An 18,802-nucleotide genomic window follows, 5' to 3' on the forward strand; every position below is an offset into this window, starting at 1 on the left:
AATAAGCGCTGATACATAGACTAGGGTGGGTCAAATCTCGGTGAAAATACCGGGTCACTTCTCAGCGGAAATCAACAACCGTGTGCCTTAAGGTAATCTTTGGCCTCTTGAACAAGATAGCTCGGGCAAATTGCAGCAACGGCGAACGGACAACCACATGCCCACAAACCTCGAGCGGCATGAATCACACCGCCTAGGCGCATCTTGGGCGTGAGGCCCTTTCCTAGTTGGACGTAGTCAACGTAGACTTCGCCTACAATCAAGGTCGGGTTTGGTGCAGTAGAGTCAGGCAACTGTAAAATCTACGGCTACTTGAGGATTGGGGGATTCGGTGGAGTTTTGAACAACGCCCACATAGTTGAAACCGTCGTTCAAACACGCTGCGAGGTAGTTAAACCGAGTGGGGAGTGCTCCGACAACAACGCCATTTGGATCCAACGCCACGACCCGTCCTGATATTGTAATTGTCAGCTCCGTTCCCGGTGAAGGAACTGATCCGTTAGTCGCAAAGTAAGCGCACTGTCCGACTTCTTCTAACGCTGTCGAAAAGGCCATTGTGCATTGATCTGTTCCGCTGCTGCCTCCCGATGAAGTGCCATTACCATTTGATTGAGGCTTAGATCCTGAATAGTCTGAAAATTGACCCGAACCACTACTGCCCATTGATTAACCTCTTACGGTTGAAGGAAGAAAATACTCATCAACCTGAACCGAGTCGCTAGTAACGTCAATCCAAGAAAGTCTCAGTTAGATATCGTCCAGCTTTGTAGCAATACTCTTATTGTTTGGTCGAATAGATTAATTGCCCATGGGAAACCTGCATCACAGGTAAAATGTCGGCAAACATTCCCAATGTGGGACATTCTTGCCAGTGCGACGAGCTATTGTTTTACCGCCTTTCCTATCGAAAGCGGCTCGACTTTAGGTTGTTCGGAAGCGGTACTGATAAATGTCTAGAATCGCCCGGATTTGCCGGGCTCCACTCGGTACGGGGAGCAGGATCAGCCTGTGTCCGCAAAGTGGAGACATTAATGACAACTTCATCTGATACAGAAATCAAATCACCACCTGCCAAGTCGGCCCGGAACAACCTGACGCGTCAGCAACAGTTGCAAAAATTGCTGTCCCGTAGGGCTGGTGCCACGATTGCGCAGATTCAGAAGGCCTTTGGCTGGCAACCGCATTCTGCGCGCGCAGCGATTTCGATGATGCGCAAGGCGGGACATGTTGTTGAGCGATCAGGATCTGACAAAGGTACGGTCTACCGGATCGTGAAGAGGGTGTGATCGCCATGGATCCTACTCGCGCGAGCCGGGACCTTGCGAAGGTATTCTGTGACATTGAACATCTGGACCGCCCCGGCTGTCTTGACCGATGGCGGGAAGTGTTCGGTCGGTCGCCGCCAAAAAACCTGTCCCCACAATTCATGAAAAGAGTGTTGATCTGGGAACTACAGAACCGGGAACTGGGCGGGTTGTCTGCGAAGACAGAACGCCGACTGCGTCAAATCGCGTTGGGAAAAACACCGCCACCTGCTCTGAAGCCGGGATCACATCTGGTGCGGGAATGGAACGGACGCACCTATCAGGTCGAAGTTGTGGATGGTGGTTTCATCATGGGCGGCAAGATGTGGCGCTCCCTGTCAGCCATCGCAAAGCACATTACCGGAGCACACTGGTCAGGTCCGCGCTTCTTCGGAGTTCAGTGATGCGACGTATCCGCTGCGCCATATACACTCGGAAAAGCTCGGAGGAGGGGTTGGAGCAGGATTTCAACTCACTCGATGCCCAGCGGGAAGCCTGCGAAGCCTATATAGCCAGCCAAAAACATGAGGGTTGGGAGTTACTGCCGGATTACTATGATGATGGCGGTATCTCGGGTGGTCATCTTGACCGCCCGGCGTTGCAGCGACTGATGCAGGCTGTTGACGAGAAACGCGTGGATCAGATTGTTGTCTACAAGATCGACCGGCTGACGCGCTCGCTTGCTGACTTCGCAAAGCTGGTCGACCGTCTCGACGCAGCCGACGCATCGTTCGTGTCCGTTACCCAGTCCTTCAATACGTCTACCAGCATGGGGCGCCTGACCCTCAATGTGTTGCTCAGCTTCGCTCAGTTCGAACGGGAAGTTACCGCTGAACGTATCCGGGATAAAATTGCAGCCTCTAAACGCAAAGGCCTGTGGATGGGCGGGAATGTTCCGCTTGGATATCAGGCTGACGGTCGGACGCTGAAAATCGACGACAAAGAAGCTGAGACCATCAGGACGCTCTTTAATCTCTATCTGGAGCATCAGTCTATTCTTGATGTGAGAGAGCAGGCGGAGGCACTGGAGCTCCGGTCCCGGAGACGGGGACGCCCGGGCGGACTCGTGACAGGCGGTACGTTTTTTGACCGTGGACACATCCATCATTTGCTCAGCAATCCGATCTATGCTGGCCGCATCCGACACAAGGGGCAGGTTTATGAGGGGCAGCACCCTGCCATCATAGACCCGGCAGTGTGGGAACGGGTGCAACAGCTACTTACCGATGGAGCAGCCAGGGAGCGCGGCGTAAAGCAAAAAGCGAAGCGATCACTGCTCGCCGGGAAGCTCTTCGATGAGACCGGAGATCGGCTGACGCCCAGTCATAGTCGCAAAAATGGAAAACGATTGCGCTACTACATATCTGCCCGTCTGGTGACTGATCGCAGTCAGAAGTATCCGGATGCGTGGCGGCTGCCGGCAGAGCAACTTGAAAACCTTCTGGCCGAAGTGGTCAAACGACACCTGAGCCGACCGCACTCAGTGACATCTTTGGTTCGTGATATGTCAGCGGTCGAAATTGCTTCAGCAGCGGAGCGTCTCAGAGATTGCCAATCCGTCAGGAAATGCCTCGACCTGATTGCGCGGGCAGATCTGCAACAGGGGTCTTTGAAGGTGCAACTGGATCTCCGGACACTGGCCCGAACGATGGAGTGCAGGGCGGATCAGGTCGATGCCAAAGAACTAACGATCGAAGCGCCATTCCGGATGCGCCGCAGAGGTGTGGAGCTGAAACTGCATCTTGGCGATGCACCGCCTGAGATCGATCAAACACTTGTCCGCAATGTCATCAAAGCGCGCCGCTGGTTAGCGATGATTGTAGATGGCAGAACGTTCTCAGAAATTGCTGAATCGGAAGGCACCTCCAGACGCCGGGTGCAGGATGTCGTCGATCTGGCAATGCTGGCGCCTGATGTTCTGGAGGCCATCGCTGCAGGCGAACAGCCTGACGGTCTGACCACGGATTACCTGATCAAGTCCGGCTTCCCGGCTATCTGGTCAGATCAGCACAAGCAGTTCGCTGCGCTCTGATCTACAGACTCTTCCAAAGTCACCAAACTCGTACCGCCGGAATCGCGAACTGAGACTGCGGCCTGAATTCGACCATTGTTTTGCTCACGTTCGGGTCTCAGATCGAATAGCCGGACGATAACCTGCTGAAAACACGCGGTAATAGGCGGCCATATATTCAGTGCGTGAGATTAGGGAAAATCATGGCTGGGGTGGTAGGAATCCTTGCCCCCCGATGATTAGACTCAGCTTTTCCCACTAGCCCGAAAAACTGGGGCGGTTTCGGGGGCATTCGCTAAGCTCTGCGACGGGCATTTTGACCGCTAGAGAGACCCGTTACGAGACCGCTAGAGAGCCGCTGGCAGGTGCCGACAGGAGCTAACGAGACCGTACTCTGGCACTGAGACGACCGCTGACGAGGCGTTCCGGGGCGCTGACGGGTGCTGGTGGGTGGTCGTTCAAGCCTAGTGCTACGAAGGTCCGGTGTGAGCCCAAAGTTGGCCATTATTCGATGCTTGCGTGTCACTGATCCGTAGCCAACAATCGCATAGATAACCAAAATCTCAAAACAATCAATGTCGGTTAAGCGGCTCTTTTTCACCACCACACTCTTCAACAAAGTGGTCATAGATGGAATAGGCGCGCAGATGGGTTGGACTGCTAGAATATTCACGTGCCATTCTGGCGTGGTGTGTGATTTTGACGTCATCCACTATTGCACCTTGGCTGAAGCCTGTATCTTCATCTACTTCAATGACGAAGCCAATATCTCGACCACTTTTTTCGCCAATACCAACGAAAACTGCCTTGTAATACTGTGGATTTGTTTGTGATCTATCTACTCGATATTCGGAGTGATGAACATCAGTAATTCCGTTCATCTCGCAGAGATCTTTAGCCTTGTTTAACGCAGCTTCTTTGGCCGATGGTATGCCGATTGCTTTTGACACTAGCCAATTCAGAATACCCATTGCGCTCCCCCCAAAAGACATCAGCATAACGATCTTTCCACGACACTATCACTCTCGAATGGCGAAAGTCATCATCAAACGTGGAACTATATCAGTGCTTTCCATAAGTGGCGAATGGCGCCAAGCCGTTGTATCGCTGGATGTTTCTGGGAGTCAGCCTTGCAGCACAACTCTCCCGGTCAGGCACCCTCAACATCCACATGCACCACCCAGAAACCGAGGAACTTCCTGCATCTAAATAAAGAAGCAACTGCAGGAGTTTGATCCATGAAGTACCTGTCTGCCCTCGGCGTTCTCGCCAGGGGCTTTCTTTTGCACCCACCACCCAAGGCCGTCCTGACGACGATGCTCTGGGTAGTCGCGCGGTCTCATCCCGCTGTCTCGGCGCTGGTTCTGCTGGCGGTCCTCTGGACGTGGAGGTCCGACGATGGCTGAACTTGAGTTGAACCCCGGTGACGTCGTGGTCGTCCAGGCCTTCGATGACGTCCCTGAACATCTGTTCCGCGTAGACGAGGTGTTCGAAGACTGCGTGACCGGCTTTGCTGTCACCGGCCCTCTGGCTGGTACCTACGGCGAACCGGCCCTCGAGATGATCGTTCGACTCGTCTCCACCAACTGAACCCAACCCAAATCCTAAATCTGAAAGGAGGAGACTCATGTCTGCTCACATTCGCTATGCCTATCTGAAGGGTCATACGTGGCTCTACCGACGCAACTATCCCGTTGACGTTGCTCTCGCGCTGGGCGTTCAGGCGCTGAAGCAGAGCCTCAAGACCGGGGATCGCAACACCGCCCGCGTTCGAGCCGCTGAAGTCAATGCCCGGTTTGAAACGCTGGTGGAGCAAGTCCGGAGCAAGGCAGAGGAAGCCCTGTCTGGCACGGAGAGCAACGCTAACGTTCCTGATTGGGTTGACCAGCCAGAATCGTCTCTCGTCCGTCTCCGGGCCACTCTGGGGGACTCTGGTACAGTTCTGGATGGCCCTGCCTTCCCCCGACCCGTCGTGCCGGTAAAGGTGGTGATCCGCGACCTGAGCCGCGCCTATCTCGCCGGGCGCAGTAGTCAACTGCGACCAGGCGGGTTCAAGTCGGTCCGATACTCCGTTGGGCTGTTCACGAGCCGATATGGTGACCGAACGGTTTGCAGCCTGACGCGGGCGGAGGGGCGAGAGTTCCTGTCAGCGATAGCTCAACTGTCTCCAATGATTGGCAAGTCGGAACGGACTCGGGGGTTAACCCTGGACCAACTCGTTACCCACTCGTCTCAGGGGTCTTTGACGATAACCGCCAGAACCCAGCGGCGCATCTGGTCGCAGGTCAATCACTTCCTCGACTGGGTGGTCTATGAGGGGCATCTGGAGGCCAACCCGTTCCGGACGGTGCCCTTCGACCGTAAGATACGCCCTCAACCCTATGCGGTTCCGACTGACGATGAAGTGGTGGGATTGCTGGGAGCCAAAGACCGAGAATTGCATTCGGTTCTGCTGACCTGCCTGCTATCAGGAATGCGAGCGGGGGAAGCGGTTGGGCTGCTCCGGGAAGACCTCGTGGCCAAAGGCAACCTCGGTTGCTTCGTGCATGTTCGACCTAACCGACTGCGGCTGTTGAAGACTGACGCCGCTGAACGACTGGTTCCGGTTCACCCGGTGCTGGATGAGGCCTTCCGGAAACTGCCTAGCCATGGCCCTCTGTTTCCTGACCTGACCGTGGCGCATGTCACAAAGGGATTTGCACGACTAAGACGGCGGCTGGGTCTGGAGCGACCGGGATTGGTGTTTCATTCGACCCGCAAGTGGTTTGTGACCCAATGCGAGCGAACAGGTGTCCCCGAACACTTCACAGCCTCTCTGGTCGGTCACCAATCGGCACGGTCGGAGAACGGGATCACCTACGGCATCTATTCGGCAGGTATCAGTGACGAGCAACGTCGTTCGATCGTTGACCAGATACGGCTCCCCGAATGAGTTTCCCGGACATTGACGCGTTTGAGGAACGGGCCGCTATTGCTGAATACGATGGTGGCTGTGCCCGTCGGGAAGCTGAGAACCTCGCGGCTCAGGCTCAGGGATTCCGTGATGCCGAAGCCTACTGGCAGTGGCTGGCTGACTATGTCGTCCAGCGGCGACCACCCTCGTAAACCTATCCCTCGGCGGCCCTTAGCGGGTTGCCGGGGGATCACTTTGATATTTTTTCTTGCCGCTTCGAAATTACGCGGCGAGAATGGGATGGAAAATAGCGATAATCTAGTTGGTTACGTGTTTGGATTTGAGGGTATGTGATGAAAGTTACCGGAATAGCGGGGGATACCGGCGAGACCGTATCTCAGGAAGTGTCCGATGTTTCAGGTGAAGATTTACAGTCATTGGCGTCACTGAACATGTCGTCCGGGGAACTGAAGGCAAAAATCGATAATCTAGCAGTGTCGGCTGATGCGAAGGCGCTTTTGTTTCAGGTCGCGACGAAAGTAATCCGAGTGGGAGAGACAGTCATCAAGATCGGCCAAAAGATTCTTGAGACGGTTCTCGAAATCATCAAAGCCTATCCGAATACAAGCTTCGGAGTTGTTTTCGGAGCGATTGCAGGAACTTTAGTGAGTTCAATCCCGGTGATTGGGTGGGTGCTGGGTCCAGTCGTTACTCCTGTTTTAATTTTATTCGGAATGTCCGCAGGCGCAGTGATGGACTTTGCGGACAAGGCCATTGAGCGGCGTATTCGGACCTCTTTGGCGCAGTTCGAAGCATTGAGAACCTGAATTTCCAAACAAATTGGAACAGATATGGGCAAAAAAGTAACAGACGCTTCTGACTCGATTTCAAGGGCTGCATTGAGCAAAACTGACCGTGTGGTTGCTGACCCGCTTCGGTTCAAGGCACGCTTAGAGATCGGGGACAAAGCCTACCAGACATTGACCCTTCGAAACGCTGCTTTTGAACTTTGGGACATTGCAGGGGCATCTGCTGCTGGAGCGAAAATTGCAGGTTCAGCAACTGTAGCATCGACGTTTTTCACCACTTCTACTGGAGGAATTCTTGGTTTGTTCGCGACGGTCACCGCGATCACGCCAATTGGCTGGATAATTGCAGCTAGTGTCGTTTCCGGTGGAGCCTACTTTGGAATAATCCGGCTGATGAAAGGACTCGATGATGAGCGTGTAGAAGTCATTCCGAAGTTCATAAACACACCGCTTGATGTTTTGGCCGTGGGACTGTTTGACTTACTCGCTCCTCTTACATTGAAGGTTGCTGCCGCCGACGGAAACATAACCGACGAAGAACTTGAGGTGATCCGCTCATACTTTGTTGAAGATTGGGGTTACGATGAGCTGTTCGTGAATGCAGCTCTCGATGTTTTTCGGGTTAAGCTGGACGAATTGACCCTGCAGCAGCTTACCGAAGCGCTGCGCAAATTTACTTTGGAGAGCAAGGACTGCAACCATAAGAAGGTTCGTGAAAAGGTCGTTACCCTGTTACGCGAGATTGCCAATGCGGATGGGCAAATTCATGAAATGGAAGAGCTTGCCATTCAGCATGTAGCAAACTTCTTACCCAACGACCCGTGGTTCCAGTTACCTAAACTCCCTTGGAGCTCATCGTAACACCCCTGCGCGTGTATCATAGTTCTCTGAATGACCTGCCTAACTATTGAAAGTTTAGTACCCAAGACAGCAACATCTAGGCGCTTCGTCAAACTTCATCAATTCTTACGTGTTGGTGGCCTTTCGTTAGGCAACTACCTCATTAGGCGAACTTTATTCTTGAGATTTCAATCACCTCGGCAATAGTCTGATAGAAAATAGCTAGGTGGTTCGAGTAAATGAAACGGGAAGTCGTTAGTGATCTTGGAGTCGGATACGAGGCTCTTCTGGTTCTGATCCTGATAGCATTTTTCTTCTTATGGCAGTGTATTAAAATCTGGATGCGTAGTGGGTGGACTAAAAGGTCCGGATTTTTCAAGAAACCACGTCAACAGAAGTATTTTCAGCCCAAAACTGCTCTGCAATTTCCGACAAGCACACCGGACATCACTAAACCAGAAACACAACTTCAAGCAATTTCTTTGGTGAACTTCGAGAAACGTAAGTTGATGAATAAAACGGAATACAGCGTACTCCGGATACTAGAACGACTGATAGAGGAAATTGGCGATGGTCACCGAATAATGGCTCAGACTAGCTTAGGTGAGTTAATCCAACCAAAATCAAACTCTGGAACAGATGAAGCACGAAAATCGGCGTTCGCATCTATCAATTCAAAGCGCTTGGATATCGCTATCGTTGACAAATATGGGCTGCTTGCGGTGGCCGTAGAAGTCCAAGGCTCAGGTCATTATCATCATAAGACTTTCATGCGAGACGCCGTAAAACGCGAAGCACTCAGGCGGGCAGGCGTAGAGTTGGTCGAAGTGCAGCAGTCATGGTCGCCGGAAGAGATATCATGTCGAGTTAGGAACCTGCTTTGCGATAAGCCCTTATCAAGTGCCAATTGATTAGCCTCCTGTCACCAAACTCCAGCACCAGCACCCGTCAGCGCCCCGGAACGCCTCGTCAGCGGTCGTCTCAGTGCCAGAGTACGGTCTCGTTAGCTCCTGTCGGCACCTGCCAGCGGCTCTCTAGCGGTCTCGTAACGGGTCTCTCTAGCGGTCAAAATGCCCGTCGCAGAGCTTAGCGAATGCCCCCGAAACCGCCCCAGTTTTTCGGGCTAGTGGGAAAAGCTGAGTCTAATCATCGGGGGGCAAGGATTCCTACCACCCCAGCCAGCTCATCAGAACATAGAACGACAGCAGGGACTTGGGTCACCGATACCCGAGAAATGCCCCCGTTTATGCCCCAGTGGTTTCGGGTGTTCTGACGTCCTATTTCCTGACCTCTAGCTGGGGTTCTATGGGGGTGGGGAATAGGTATAAGTAATGAATAGAAACCGGAGGATAGAGAGACCCGAGTATCCTCGTTCCTGATCTATAATACACAGAGGGAGGATGAGGTTATGGGGGAGATAGAGAACCCATGGCACTCGCGACCAATCGATGTTCACCGCTGGTCGGATCACCCTGAGGTCGCTGAATTGGTCGACCGCATCTGGGACGACTACCTGCCGAGTGATCAGACGTCTGGACCGAAGCCGAAGACTGCATTCAGACATCAACTGCGGGTGTTGGTCCTGGACCTCTATGTGGCTTGGCTGGAGGACCCTGAACTGTCGATCGGGGTCTCGATGTCATCGAACTATTGGGACACGTCTTCCCGCTATAACGCGATCCACATTTCCAAGAAAATTATCCCAATCATCCATGCCCTGATTAAGGCAAAGCTACTGGACGTCGCCAAGGGTAGCTATTCCGGACCTTTAGCTCGGGGAAATAGGACAACACGGATACGAGCCTCAAAAGTGCTACAGGAGTGGTTCGCTGAAGTAGCGTTCCAGCGAGACGACGTTGGTCGGGTTGAAGGCGAGGAGATCATCATCCTCAGAGGCGACGACGCTGAGTCTTTGGTTGAGTACGAAGACACCGATGATATCATCCGAATGCGGGCGGAACTTGAGCGCTACAATCAGATAATTGCCGAAACCTTTATCGACATTCCTGTTTTGGATGAACCAAGGGTCGATGATGTCACCACCGACCATCATCACAAGTTTACCCGCCGAATATTCAGCCGTTCGAACTTCAACTTAAATGGCCGATTTCATGGTGGCTGGTGGCAGCAGATCAACAGCGTCTGGCGGTCAAAAATTTTCATTAATGACACTCCTGTCGTCGAGGTGGATTTTCGCAGTCTTCATGTTTCGCTGCTTAGCCTTCGAGCCGGAAAAGAACTTGCTGGCGACCCTTATGAGTTGCCTGACATACTGGGTGCATGGCTGCCTCCAGTGCTACAGCGTCAATTTATCAAGCGGCTTGTACTCACAGCGATAAACGCTGGTTCTAGGGATGCTGCTTTCCGGGCGTTTCGAGACGGATACCCAACCGGCCACGCAGGCAAGACACTGACTAACGAACAACTGGGTGCATTACTGGCTGGTTTCTTAGAGAAGACCCCTCATATCAGAGACTTTTTGTTCGCGGATCAAGGTATCCAGTTGATGCACCTTGATAGCCAGATAGCGGAGCGCGTTCATCGTTACTTCTGCGATCAAGCCGTTCCAGTCTTATCCGTGCATGACAGTTTTATCGTCGATTACACCAGAGTGGGCGAACTGAAGCGGGTGATGGCCGAGGCTTCAGAAGAAGTGGCCGGTGCTCCGTTGCCAACGTCGAACCAGTTCTATGGGCTGGACGAACAAGCCGACCCCAGTGCCGACCAAGTGAAAGATTATGTGATATGGCGGCAGACGGCCCGGTCCGAAGGTTATCTTCAGAGGCTGGCGGAACATGAGAGGCGGACAGGGCGAGAGGTGGTGCCGTTCTAGGTATTCACGATTCCTTCAAATGCCCTCAGAGTTTCGACGAGAACCAACGTAGCCGTAGCCAAGTTTTCGTATTGGTCGTGCAAGCCCCAAGCCCACTTTTTGCCGTGAAATAGGTTGTTGCGGAAGCAATAAGCTATCAGCAGTAGCGCGTTCAGCTTGTCAGTGTCGGAAGCTGTGTTCTCCAGCAACGCGTCGCTGATTGCATTGCGAATACCGGTGTCTCTGCCAACCATAGTTTCGAACAGCTGGATAGTTTGGTGCCCATTTCTGTACCTACCCACAAAATAATCAAATGCAGGCTGAAACTCCCGAAATTGCTCGCGAGACGGATCGGCGCGCTCTGCGAAGTCGCGGATGCTGATCTGGTTTGCGTTGCAGTTCAGAGCTTGAAGTTCGAATATTCCCCATATGGCGGAAAAATACATGGCCGCCGCTTTGGGGCCTCCATTCAGTTGGAGGAAACCCGAATAGCTCTGGTCAATTCCCTCCTCGACTAATTTTCTGAAAGCACTCGGGGATGTTGGGGCTCTAGTACTCAAAGCGCTCGTTTCTCTGAATTCGATGGGTATTTCGGCTTCGGTCCAGACGTCTGATCACTCGGCAGGTAGTCGTCCCAGATGCGGTCGACCAATTCAGCGACCTCAGGGTGATCCGACCAGCGGTGAACATCGATTGGTCGCGAGTGCCATGGGTTCTCTATCTCCCCCATAACCTCATCCTCCCTCTGTGTATTATAGATCAGGAACGAGGATACTCGGGTCTCTCTATCCTCCGGTTTCTATTCATTACTTATACCTATTCCCCACCCCCATAGAACCCCAGCTAGAGGTCAGGAAATAGGACGTCAGAACACCCGAAACCACTGGGGCATAAACGGGGGCATTTCTCGGGTATCGGTGACCCAAGTCCCTGCTGTCGTTCTATGTTCTGATGAGCTGGCTGGGGTGGTAGGATTCGAACCTACGATACACGGTACCAAAAACCGCTGCCTTACCACTTGGCTACACCCCAACGGTGAGCGGCTATCTACGATTGTTGATGGCAGGGTTCAAGAGCGTTTTGCAAAAAAAGCGAGCGCCGTAAATTTTTTTTGAAGGCCCCTCATTTGGTATCGATCAACACCGCTCCGGTACGGTTGCCTTCTTGTACCAGCGCATGGGCCGCAGCGCATTCTTCCAACGTAAAGACCTTGTGAACGGGGCAGATCAGTGCGCCATCAGTCAGTGCCTTGTGTAATGTCTTTATTGCGGTGGCGCGCAAGTCCGCGGGCAGCAGGTAGATCAGAACCGCTTCGAGCGTCACGGCCTTGAACATCATGGGTCCAAAGGGAAAGACAGGTGTCATATTCCGGGCAGATCCATATGCGTTGATACGGCCGTTTTCGGCGATGACGGCAATGTTGGTGGCAAGGTTCTGTCCAAATTCGACATCGACGATTCGACCGATTGCATGCCCATCATTTGCATCGAGGATCTGATCCGAAAGGTGTTCACCGGTGTAGTCGAGCACGACATCCGCACCAGCTGCCTTGACCCGGTCAAAGTTGCGGGCGCTGGCCGTTGCGATCACTTTGGCTCCGGCCCATTTGGCAAGCTGCACAGCCAGATACCCGACGGTGCCCGCCCCGCCATGGATCAATATGGTTTGCCCGCCCGGTGCGCCGCCCGAGAACACCGCATGGCTTGCGGTTAGGCCCGGAATTCCAAGAATTGCCCCGGTTTCAAGTGACACTGTCTCGGGCAGTTCGACAGCCTGAGATTCGGGCAGGGTGATGTGGCTGGCAGCTGTACCAAATGCGCGCTGCCATTGCCCGTTCCAAATCCACACGCGCCGGCCAATCCGCGCCGCGGGTACTCCATCGCCAACCGCTGTGATGACTCCAGCCCCGTCGCTGTGCGGAACGATCAGCGGAAACGGGGGTTCCGTGACACCCGGCCGGGTTCCCGCACGGGCCTTGATATCCGAGGGGTTTACGCCGGAATAGGACAACTCGACCGTGACTTCACCTGGTTCAGGCTGGATCAGGGGAATATCCTGTATACGCAAGACATCGACAGCGTCTCCGAAGGCTGAATAAGTGACTGCGCGCATAGCGTCCTCCATTTAGGTCGAGTTAAGCGGCGATTGGGCCGGTAACTCAAACACCTTGTCGCGCTTTTTCAGGGCGATGCGCAACCGCGGATACCGGAATTCGTCTTTCGCCTATTCCCGAATTTCGGAAGGATCGACGCCCCAAAGGTTCGATTTCAATGTCCAGCCACGGTATCCGCCAGCGGTGATCCGGCACCAGTCCTGCGAACAGGTTCCAAGGCGCGCCACTACTCCGGTCTCGAAATGAGCGTTCACGGGCGAGGCTAGATCGGGGCGGGCATAAACAGGCAGCATCTCGGATTCGATCAGCACCGTTCGAACGCCAGACAACAAGGCATAGTGAACCCAGCCACCCGCGCCGTCGCGGTCCTGAACCTTGCGCCAGTTTCCGTATTCGGCGGTGACCTGCAGCGGCATGCCGCGCCGTTTGAATACCCAGTCGATTCGGTGGGTTAGGGATGGTCCGCGTCGCACGTTGCCTTCGGCTGCCTTCATCGAAACATAGCGGGGCAGGGGTAGGTTGGTGACCGAACCGCGTTTTACCTCGGCATGTGCGGCACAGACACCGAACATGACCAGAAATACGGAAACTGCCGCCAGAGATCGGCGTTTTACAGGTAGAATGCCACTCACTGACTGCCCGCTCTTATGCCTGTTGATCCGGTTTTGAAAAAAGGTCGACTCAATGCCATTGGGGTTCTTGTGCCCCGCCTTATCCTGCGCCACGATGCCATGGCGCGCGTCCGTTTGCAAAGCAGTGGGAGAGCCGAGGTGCCAAGAGAACGTTTAAGTGTTGTTGTTACGCGACGGTTGCCTGAGGCAGTAGAAACCCGGTTAAGCGAATTGTTTAACGTGCGCCTGCGCGACGACGACACCCCAATGACGCGTGAGGAATTAGTAGCAGCGGTGCAGGATGCCGATGTGCTGGTGCCCACGGTGACCGATACCATTGATGGCGGGCTATTGGGTCAGGCGGGTGAAAAGTTGCGGCTGATCGCCAATTACGGGGCTGGTGTCGACAATATCGATGTGGCGACGGCGCGGCAGCGCGGCATATTGGTGTCCAACACGCCCGGCGTGCTGACCGACGACACGGCAGATATGACCATGGCCCTGATTCTCGCTGTGACACGGCGCATTCCCGAAGGGTTGAGCGTCATGCAGCAAGGCGACTGGACCGGGTGGGCACCCACCGCGTTTCTGGGTGGTCGCATTGGCGGGCGGCGACTGGGAATTCTGGGTATGGGCCGGATCGGACAGGCCGTGGCCCGCCGCGCCAAGGCGTTTGGTATGCAGATCCATTATCACAACCGCCGCCGATTGCGCTCAGAGATTGAGCAAGAACTGGAGGCGACCTATTGGGAAAGCCTGGATCAGATGGTGGCGCGTATGGATGTGATATCGATCAACTGTCCATCGACGCCGTCGACCTTCCACCTGATGAACGCGCGCCGCCTGAAGCTAATGAAACCCTCGGCAGTGATCGTGAATACTTCGCGGGGTGAGGTTATTGACGAGAACGCTTTGACCCGGATGATCCGTACGGGGGAAATTGCGGGCGCGGGGCTGGATGTCTACGAACAGGGAACCAGTGTGAACCCGCGCTTGCGGCAATTGCCCAACGTGGTTCTACTGCCGCATATGGGGTCGGCCACGTTGGAGGGCCGGGTTGAGATGGGTGAAAAGGTTATCATCAACATCAAAACCTTCGAAGATGGCCACCGCCCACCGGATCAGGTTGTGCCTGCGATGCTCTGACGCGTCGGAAAGGATCATGGATGGATTTGTTTGAAGGGGGATGCCGCTGTGGAAATCTGCGCATCAAGGCTTCGGGCCGTCCTCTTCGCGTCGGGATTTGTCATTGTCTGGACTGCCGCAAACACCATGGCGCGTTGTTCTATGCAGCAGCCATTTTTCAGGCGGATGCGGTTAGGATAATCGGCAAGGCAAAAAGCTATTCCGACCGGTACTTTTGCCCTGATTGCGGATCTCCGGTATTTGCCCGAAGCGGTGCCGAAGTCGAAGTGCATTTGGGGAGCCTTGATGCGCCTGACCAATTCACACCGACATATGAATGCTGGACCACACGGCGCGAAGCGTGGCTGCCCGAATTCACCGGAATGACCCGCTATGATCAGGATCGTCGCGCCGAAGAAACCGAACCATAACGGATATAGCGAAACTTCGTTGTGATAACACGCTGCCATGCCTGCTCGTTGCAGAGGGGGCAAAATCCTTACAGGATTGAAAGTAAAGATTGTATTGGAGGGTTAGAACAGATGAGACATGTTTCAGCACTGCTGCTTACTACCGCACTTACTATTTCGACACCGGGGTTCGCGCAGGAAACAGCCGATGCCGTTGCACCCGAGGGCGCGACAGAGGGGCAGGTTCAGGCGATGACCGATGAGGTTATTGCAGCCCTCGAAGCCAAGCTTGAGGGAGTTCCGGTCACATCCGAAAACTGGATGATAGCTGCGGCCAATCCGCTGGCGGTGGAGGCCGGGGCCAAAGTGCTGCGCGCGGGCGGGTCTGCCGCGGATGCGATGGTGGCTGTGCAGGTCGTGCTGGGGCTGGTCGAGCCGCAATCCTCTGGTCTGGGCGGGGGTGCGTTTCTGGTTTGGTACGACGCGGCCAGCGGGCAAATGACGACGCTGGACGGCCGCGAAACAGCACCGCTTGCCGCAACCCCGACGCTCTTTCAGGACGAAAACGGCGAGCCGCTGAAATTCTTCGATGCGGTGGTGGGCGGATTGTCGGTGGGTACACCGGGTACGCCTGCACTGCTGGAAGAGGCGCACCGAAGATGGGGGCGCGCGTCCTGGCCCGGGTTGTTTGCCGATGGCATCCGACTGGCGGATGAAGGGTTTCTGGTGTCCCCGCGTCTGGCCAGCCTTGTCGAAAACGATGCTGACCGCCTGTCGCGCTTTCCCGAAACAGCCGCATACTTCCTGCCTGATGGTCAGCCGTTGCAGCAGGGACAGCGTTTGATGAACCCGGATTATGCCGAAACATTGCACGTGCTGGCCAGCGAGGGCGCTGCGGGGTTTTACGGAGGTGAGATCGCTGCGGATATTGTGCGAACAGTCCGAAACGCCCCCGGAAATCCCGGCGTTCTTGCGGGGGTGGATCTGGCGCTCTACCAGGTGATCGAACGTGAACCGGTCTGTGCCGAATACCGTGCCTACGAGGTTTGCGGCATGGGCCCGCCGTCGTCGGGTGCCCTGACCGTCGGGCAGATTCTGGGGATGTTGAACAGCTATGACCTTGCAGCAATGGGCGCCGAAAGTGCCGAGGCATGGCGCCTGATCGGCGATGCTTCGCGCCTCGCCTTTGCGGATCGTGGGCGGTACATGGCAGATAGCGATTTCATACCCATGCCCACCAAGGGGCTGGTTGATCCGGGTTACTTGTCCCAGCGGGCGGCGTTGCTGGAAAGCGAAGTGGCCTTGTCCGAGGTCGCACCGGGTAAACCGGAATTTGACCATGCTTTGATTTGGGCGGACGACGTGTCGCTGGAACTGCCGTCAACCTCGCATATCTCGATCGTGGACAGCTATGGCAATGTGTTGTCGATGACGACGACGATCGAGAATGGTTTTGGGTCGCGCCTGATGACAAACGGGTTCCTGCTGAACAACGAGCTTACTGATTTCTCGTTCAAGACACACAGCGACGGTGTGCCGATTGCCAACCGGCTGGAGCCCGGCAAGCGTCCGCGCTCATCCATGAGCCCGACCATCGTGTTGCGGGATGGTGAGCCGGTTCTGGCTATCGGGTCTCCGGGCGGCAGCCGGATTATCGGCTATGTCGCCAAGTCCATCATCGCCTGGGCCGATTGGGGAATGGATGTGCAGCAAGCGGTTTCCCTACCTCATCTGGTCAACCGGTTCGGAACATATGATGTCGAGGCTGCGACTTCGGCAGAAGGTTTTACAGACGCGCTTGCTCAGCTGGGTTTCGAAGTCAACGCACGCGACCTGACTTCGGGGCTGCACGCCATCGAAATCGGTGACAGGCTGAGCGGTGGTGCCGACCCGCGCCGCGAAGGGATTGCGCTGGGCGAATAGGCCCTCGGTATTTGTGGGGATTGCCTGCTTTTAACGGGCCTTTTAGTCATAGGCTGAAAGGCCCAAAACGTTTTTGGGGCTGGGGAGGATGACAATGGTACAGGCAACCGCATTACCAAGGAATGAAGCTGGTATTGAAACCGTAATAGGCATTCTCAAGCAGCGCTTTGGCGACAGGTTGCAAACGGGTGCCGCTGTCCGTGAACAACACGGGCACACCACGACCTGGATCGAAAACCAAAGCCCCGATGCCGTGGTTTTCCCGCATTCGACGCAAGAGGTTTCGGACATCGTCAAAACTTGTGCGGCGCACCGGGTGCCAGTGATCCCGTTCGGAACAGGAACATCGCTGGAAGGGCATGTAAATGCGCCGGCGGGGGGAATCTCGGTCGATCTGACACAGATGGACAGTGTGCTTGCAGTTCATGCCGAGGATCTGGATTGTGTCGTGCAGCCCGGTGTCACGCGCGAAGCGTTGAATAAACACTTGCGCGATCTGGGCCTGTTCTTTCCGATTGATCCCGGGGCGAATGCGTCGCTGGGTGGGATGGCCGCTACCCGCGCGTCGGGCACTAATGCAGTGCGCTATGGGACGATGAAAGACAACGTTCTCAGCCTTGAAGCCGTAATGCCAGACGGTCAGATCATTCGTACCGGGCACCGGGCCAAGAAATCTTCAGCCGGCTATGATCTGGCCCGTCTTCTGATCGGGGCGGAAGGCACGTTGGGAATCATCACCGAGCTGACATTGCGGTTGCAGGGTATCCCCGAAGCGATCAGTTCGGCCCGGTGTTCCTTTCCGACCGTCGACGCCGCGTGCCGTGCGGTGATGATGACAATTCAGTACGGCATCCCGGTTGCCCGGATCGAGTTGCTGGACGAGTTGTCGGTTCAGGCCGCCAACGCCTATTCCGGGCTGAGTCTGCCGGATACACCTTTGTTGTTGCTGGAATTTCACGGCTCGGAAAGCGGTGCCGTAGAGCAGGCTGAAACCTTTGGTCAGATCGCCGAAGAGTTTGGTGGCACAGATTTTGCAGCAACTTCGACCACCGAAGAACGGAACAAACTTTGGCAGGCACGGCACGATATGTATTGGGCGTGTCTGCAATTGCGCCCCGGTGCGCGGGGCATCTCGACCGATGTCTGCGTACCGATCTCGCGTTTGGCCGAGTGTGTGACCGAAACGCAGAAAAAAGCTGCTGGCCTCGGCTTGTTGGCGCCCATCGTGGGCCATGTGGGGGACGGCAATTTCCATACGCTGCTGCTGATCGACATGGAAAACGTTGAAGAAGTTGCCAAGGCCGAGGCGTTTGTCGGCTGGCTGAACGACATGGCGATATCCATGGAAGGCACATGTACCGGTGAACATGGCATCGGGCAGGGAAAGCGGCCTTATCTGACCAGGGAACTGGGCGCCGCCACGCGGTACATGGCAGCGATCAAGGCCGCGCTGGACCCAGACAACATCATGAATCCTGGCAAGATCTTGTCGGACGACACGTAGCCGTATTCGCCTCTGTTCCGTGTTTACGCCCTCAAAACGTCCACATGTTCTGGTTTCACGGGGTTGAGGACAGAGGATGGGCGACATGAGCGCAAAATATCTGGCGAGGTTTGTAGCCATCTGCGGGTTGGCCGTTGCAGGGTTGGACTATGTTCAGCAAGCAAAAGCATCGGAAAATGGTCTGGGCATGAAGGAATATCTTGCCTCGGTATCCTCGCGTGTCGGTCTTTCTGACGGCTGGTTCGCGGCAGAGGCGCAGGCTTCGCCATCACGGGAACCGGCGGTGAAGAATCCCTCGGAAGAAATTGGCAAAATGGTCTGCGTCTCGGTCGGAACAAGCAAACGCTGTCGCTCCAGTGGTTGAGGGCAGCGGTGCGGCGAATGAAATGCGACCCGCTTTCGATATTCGGGTCGTTTTTTTCATATCACTGGTCGGATGAATGTCGC

The 18,802-nt window shown here is 55.0% G+C and carries 20 protein-coding genes and 1 tRNA gene; 16 read left to right on the forward strand and 5 right to left on the reverse strand.

Annotation, left to right across the window (positions count from 1 at the left end):
• Positions 1-1,031: 1,031 nt before the first annotated feature.
• Genes AC2FLU_RS14860 through AC2FLU_RS14870 form a run of 3 tightly spaced genes read left to right on the forward strand, consistent with a single transcriptional unit; the run spans position 1,032 to position 3,336 of the window.
• Entirely contained in the window at positions 1,032-1,286 is a 255-nt protein-coding gene (locus tag AC2FLU_RS14860; protein WP_496809086.1) for a DUF3489 domain-containing protein, read from the forward strand.
• Between the two features lie 5 nt (positions 1,287-1,291).
• Positions 1,292-1,708, forward strand: a complete 417-nt coding sequence (locus tag AC2FLU_RS14865) for a DUF2924 domain-containing protein (protein ID WP_496812025.1) — start codon at positions 1,292-1,294, stop codon at positions 1,706-1,708.
• The gene (locus AC2FLU_RS14870; protein ID WP_496812026.1) at positions 1,708-3,336 is read left to right on the forward strand and encodes a recombinase family protein; all 1,629 of its coding nucleotides are present in this window, start codon (positions 1,708-1,710) and stop codon (positions 3,334-3,336) included. The genes AC2FLU_RS14865 and AC2FLU_RS14870 overlap by 1 nt, the downstream gene beginning before the upstream one ends.
• Positions 3,337-3,887: 551 nt before the next feature.
• On the opposite strand, the gene AC2FLU_RS14875 is transcribed toward AC2FLU_RS14870, so the two are convergent.
• Positions 3,888-4,286, reverse strand: a complete 399-nt coding sequence (locus AC2FLU_RS14875) for a hypothetical protein (RefSeq protein WP_496812027.1) — start codon at positions 4,284-4,286, stop codon at positions 3,888-3,890.
• A gap of 267 nt (positions 4,287-4,553) precedes the next feature.
• On the opposite strand from AC2FLU_RS14875, the gene AC2FLU_RS14880 reads away from it, so the two are divergent.
• The 8 genes from AC2FLU_RS14880 (at position 4,554) to AC2FLU_RS14915 (ending at position 10,690) form a co-directional block, all read left to right on the forward strand.
• Entirely contained in the window at positions 4,554-4,721 is a 168-nt protein-coding gene (locus tag AC2FLU_RS14880; RefSeq protein ID WP_496812028.1) for a hypothetical protein, read from the forward strand.
• Positions 4,714-4,905, forward strand: coding sequence for a hypothetical protein (locus AC2FLU_RS14885; protein ID WP_496812029.1), 192 nt, complete (start codon positions 4,714-4,716; stop codon positions 4,903-4,905). The genes AC2FLU_RS14880 and AC2FLU_RS14885 overlap by 8 nt, the downstream gene beginning before the upstream one ends.
• Before the next feature lie 37 nt (positions 4,906-4,942).
• Positions 4,943-6,247 carry a DUF6538 domain-containing protein gene (locus tag AC2FLU_RS14890; RefSeq protein WP_496812030.1) on the forward strand — a complete coding sequence of 435 codons (1,305 nt, stop codon included), beginning with the start codon at positions 4,943-4,945 and terminating at the stop codon, positions 6,245-6,247.
• Positions 6,244-6,420, forward strand: coding sequence for a hypothetical protein (locus AC2FLU_RS14895; RefSeq protein WP_496812031.1), 177 nt, complete (start codon positions 6,244-6,246; stop codon positions 6,418-6,420). Before AC2FLU_RS14890 ends, AC2FLU_RS14895 begins: the two co-directional genes overlap by 4 nt.
• 141 nt (positions 6,421-6,561) lie before the next feature.
• On the forward strand, positions 6,562-7,035 hold the full coding sequence (locus tag AC2FLU_RS14900) for a hypothetical protein (protein WP_496812032.1): 474 nt from the start codon (positions 6,562-6,564) through the stop codon (positions 7,033-7,035).
• Between the two features lie 24 nt (positions 7,036-7,059).
• Entirely contained in the window at positions 7,060-7,878 is an 819-nt protein-coding gene (locus tag AC2FLU_RS14905) for a tellurite resistance TerB family protein (protein WP_496812033.1), read from the forward strand.
• A gap of 218 nt (positions 7,879-8,096) precedes the next feature.
• Positions 8,097-8,768: a DUF2726 domain-containing protein gene (locus AC2FLU_RS14910; RefSeq protein WP_496812034.1), complete on the forward strand. Its 672-nt coding sequence runs from the start codon at positions 8,097-8,099 to the stop codon at positions 8,766-8,768.
• A 497-nt stretch (positions 8,769-9,265) separates the two neighbouring features.
• Positions 9,266-10,690 carry a hypothetical protein gene (locus AC2FLU_RS14915; protein WP_496812035.1) on the forward strand — a complete coding sequence of 475 codons (1,425 nt, stop codon included), beginning with the start codon at positions 9,266-9,268 and terminating at the stop codon, positions 10,688-10,690.
• On the opposite strand, the gene AC2FLU_RS14920 is transcribed toward AC2FLU_RS14915, so the two are convergent.
• The 4 genes from AC2FLU_RS14920 to AC2FLU_RS14935 all read right to left on the reverse strand — a co-directional run bounded on the left by AC2FLU_RS14920 (position 10,687) and on the right by AC2FLU_RS14935 (position 13,354).
• The gene (locus AC2FLU_RS14920) at positions 10,687-11,115 is read right to left on the reverse strand and encodes a hypothetical protein (RefSeq protein WP_496812036.1); all 429 of its coding nucleotides are present in this window, start codon (positions 11,113-11,115) and stop codon (positions 10,687-10,689) included. The two genes, AC2FLU_RS14915 and AC2FLU_RS14920, sit on opposite strands and share 4 nt — an antisense overlap.
• Positions 11,116-11,626: 511 nt before the next feature.
• Positions 11,627-11,701 (reverse strand) — tRNA-Gln (locus AC2FLU_RS14925).
• A 90-nt stretch (positions 11,702-11,791) separates the two neighbouring features.
• On the reverse strand, positions 11,792-12,781 hold the full coding sequence (locus AC2FLU_RS14930; protein WP_480475677.1) for an NADPH:quinone reductase: 990 nt from the start codon (positions 12,779-12,781) through the stop codon (positions 11,792-11,794).
• A gap of 111 nt (positions 12,782-12,892) precedes the next feature.
• On the reverse strand, positions 12,893-13,354 hold the full coding sequence (locus AC2FLU_RS14935; RefSeq protein ID WP_480476912.1) for an SH3 domain-containing protein: 462 nt from the start codon (positions 13,352-13,354) through the stop codon (positions 12,893-12,895).
• A 198-nt stretch (positions 13,355-13,552) separates the two neighbouring features.
• Here AC2FLU_RS14935 and AC2FLU_RS14940 point away from each other — a divergent pair, with 198 nt between their 5' ends.
• The 5 genes from AC2FLU_RS14940 (at position 13,553) to AC2FLU_RS14960 (ending at position 18,719) form a co-directional block, all read left to right on the forward strand.
• Positions 13,553-14,539, forward strand: a complete 987-nt coding sequence (locus tag AC2FLU_RS14940) for a 2-hydroxyacid dehydrogenase (protein WP_496809162.1) — start codon at positions 13,553-13,555, stop codon at positions 14,537-14,539.
• A gap of 20 nt (positions 14,540-14,559) precedes the next feature.
• On the forward strand, positions 14,560-14,949 hold the full coding sequence (locus tag AC2FLU_RS14945; RefSeq protein WP_496809089.1) for a GFA family protein: 390 nt from the start codon (positions 14,560-14,562) through the stop codon (positions 14,947-14,949).
• A gap of 111 nt (positions 14,950-15,060) precedes the next feature.
• A complete protein-coding gene (gene ggt, locus AC2FLU_RS14950; RefSeq protein ID WP_480554006.1) occupies positions 15,061-16,851 on the forward strand; it encodes a gamma-glutamyltransferase in 1,791 nt (596 codons plus the stop codon).
• 94 nt (positions 16,852-16,945) lie between these two features.
• On the forward strand, positions 16,946-18,355 hold the full coding sequence (locus AC2FLU_RS14955) for an FAD-binding oxidoreductase (RefSeq protein ID WP_480554007.1): 1,410 nt from the start codon (positions 16,946-16,948) through the stop codon (positions 18,353-18,355).
• Positions 18,356-18,440: 85 nt separating this feature from the next.
• Complete coding sequence (locus AC2FLU_RS14960) at positions 18,441-18,719, forward strand: hypothetical protein (protein ID WP_480516116.1); 279 nt, start codon at positions 18,441-18,443, stop codon at positions 18,717-18,719.
• The last annotated feature ends 83 nt before the right edge of the window (positions 18,720-18,802 follow it).

Source organism: Ruegeria sp. SAZD013 (assembly GCF_059612525.1).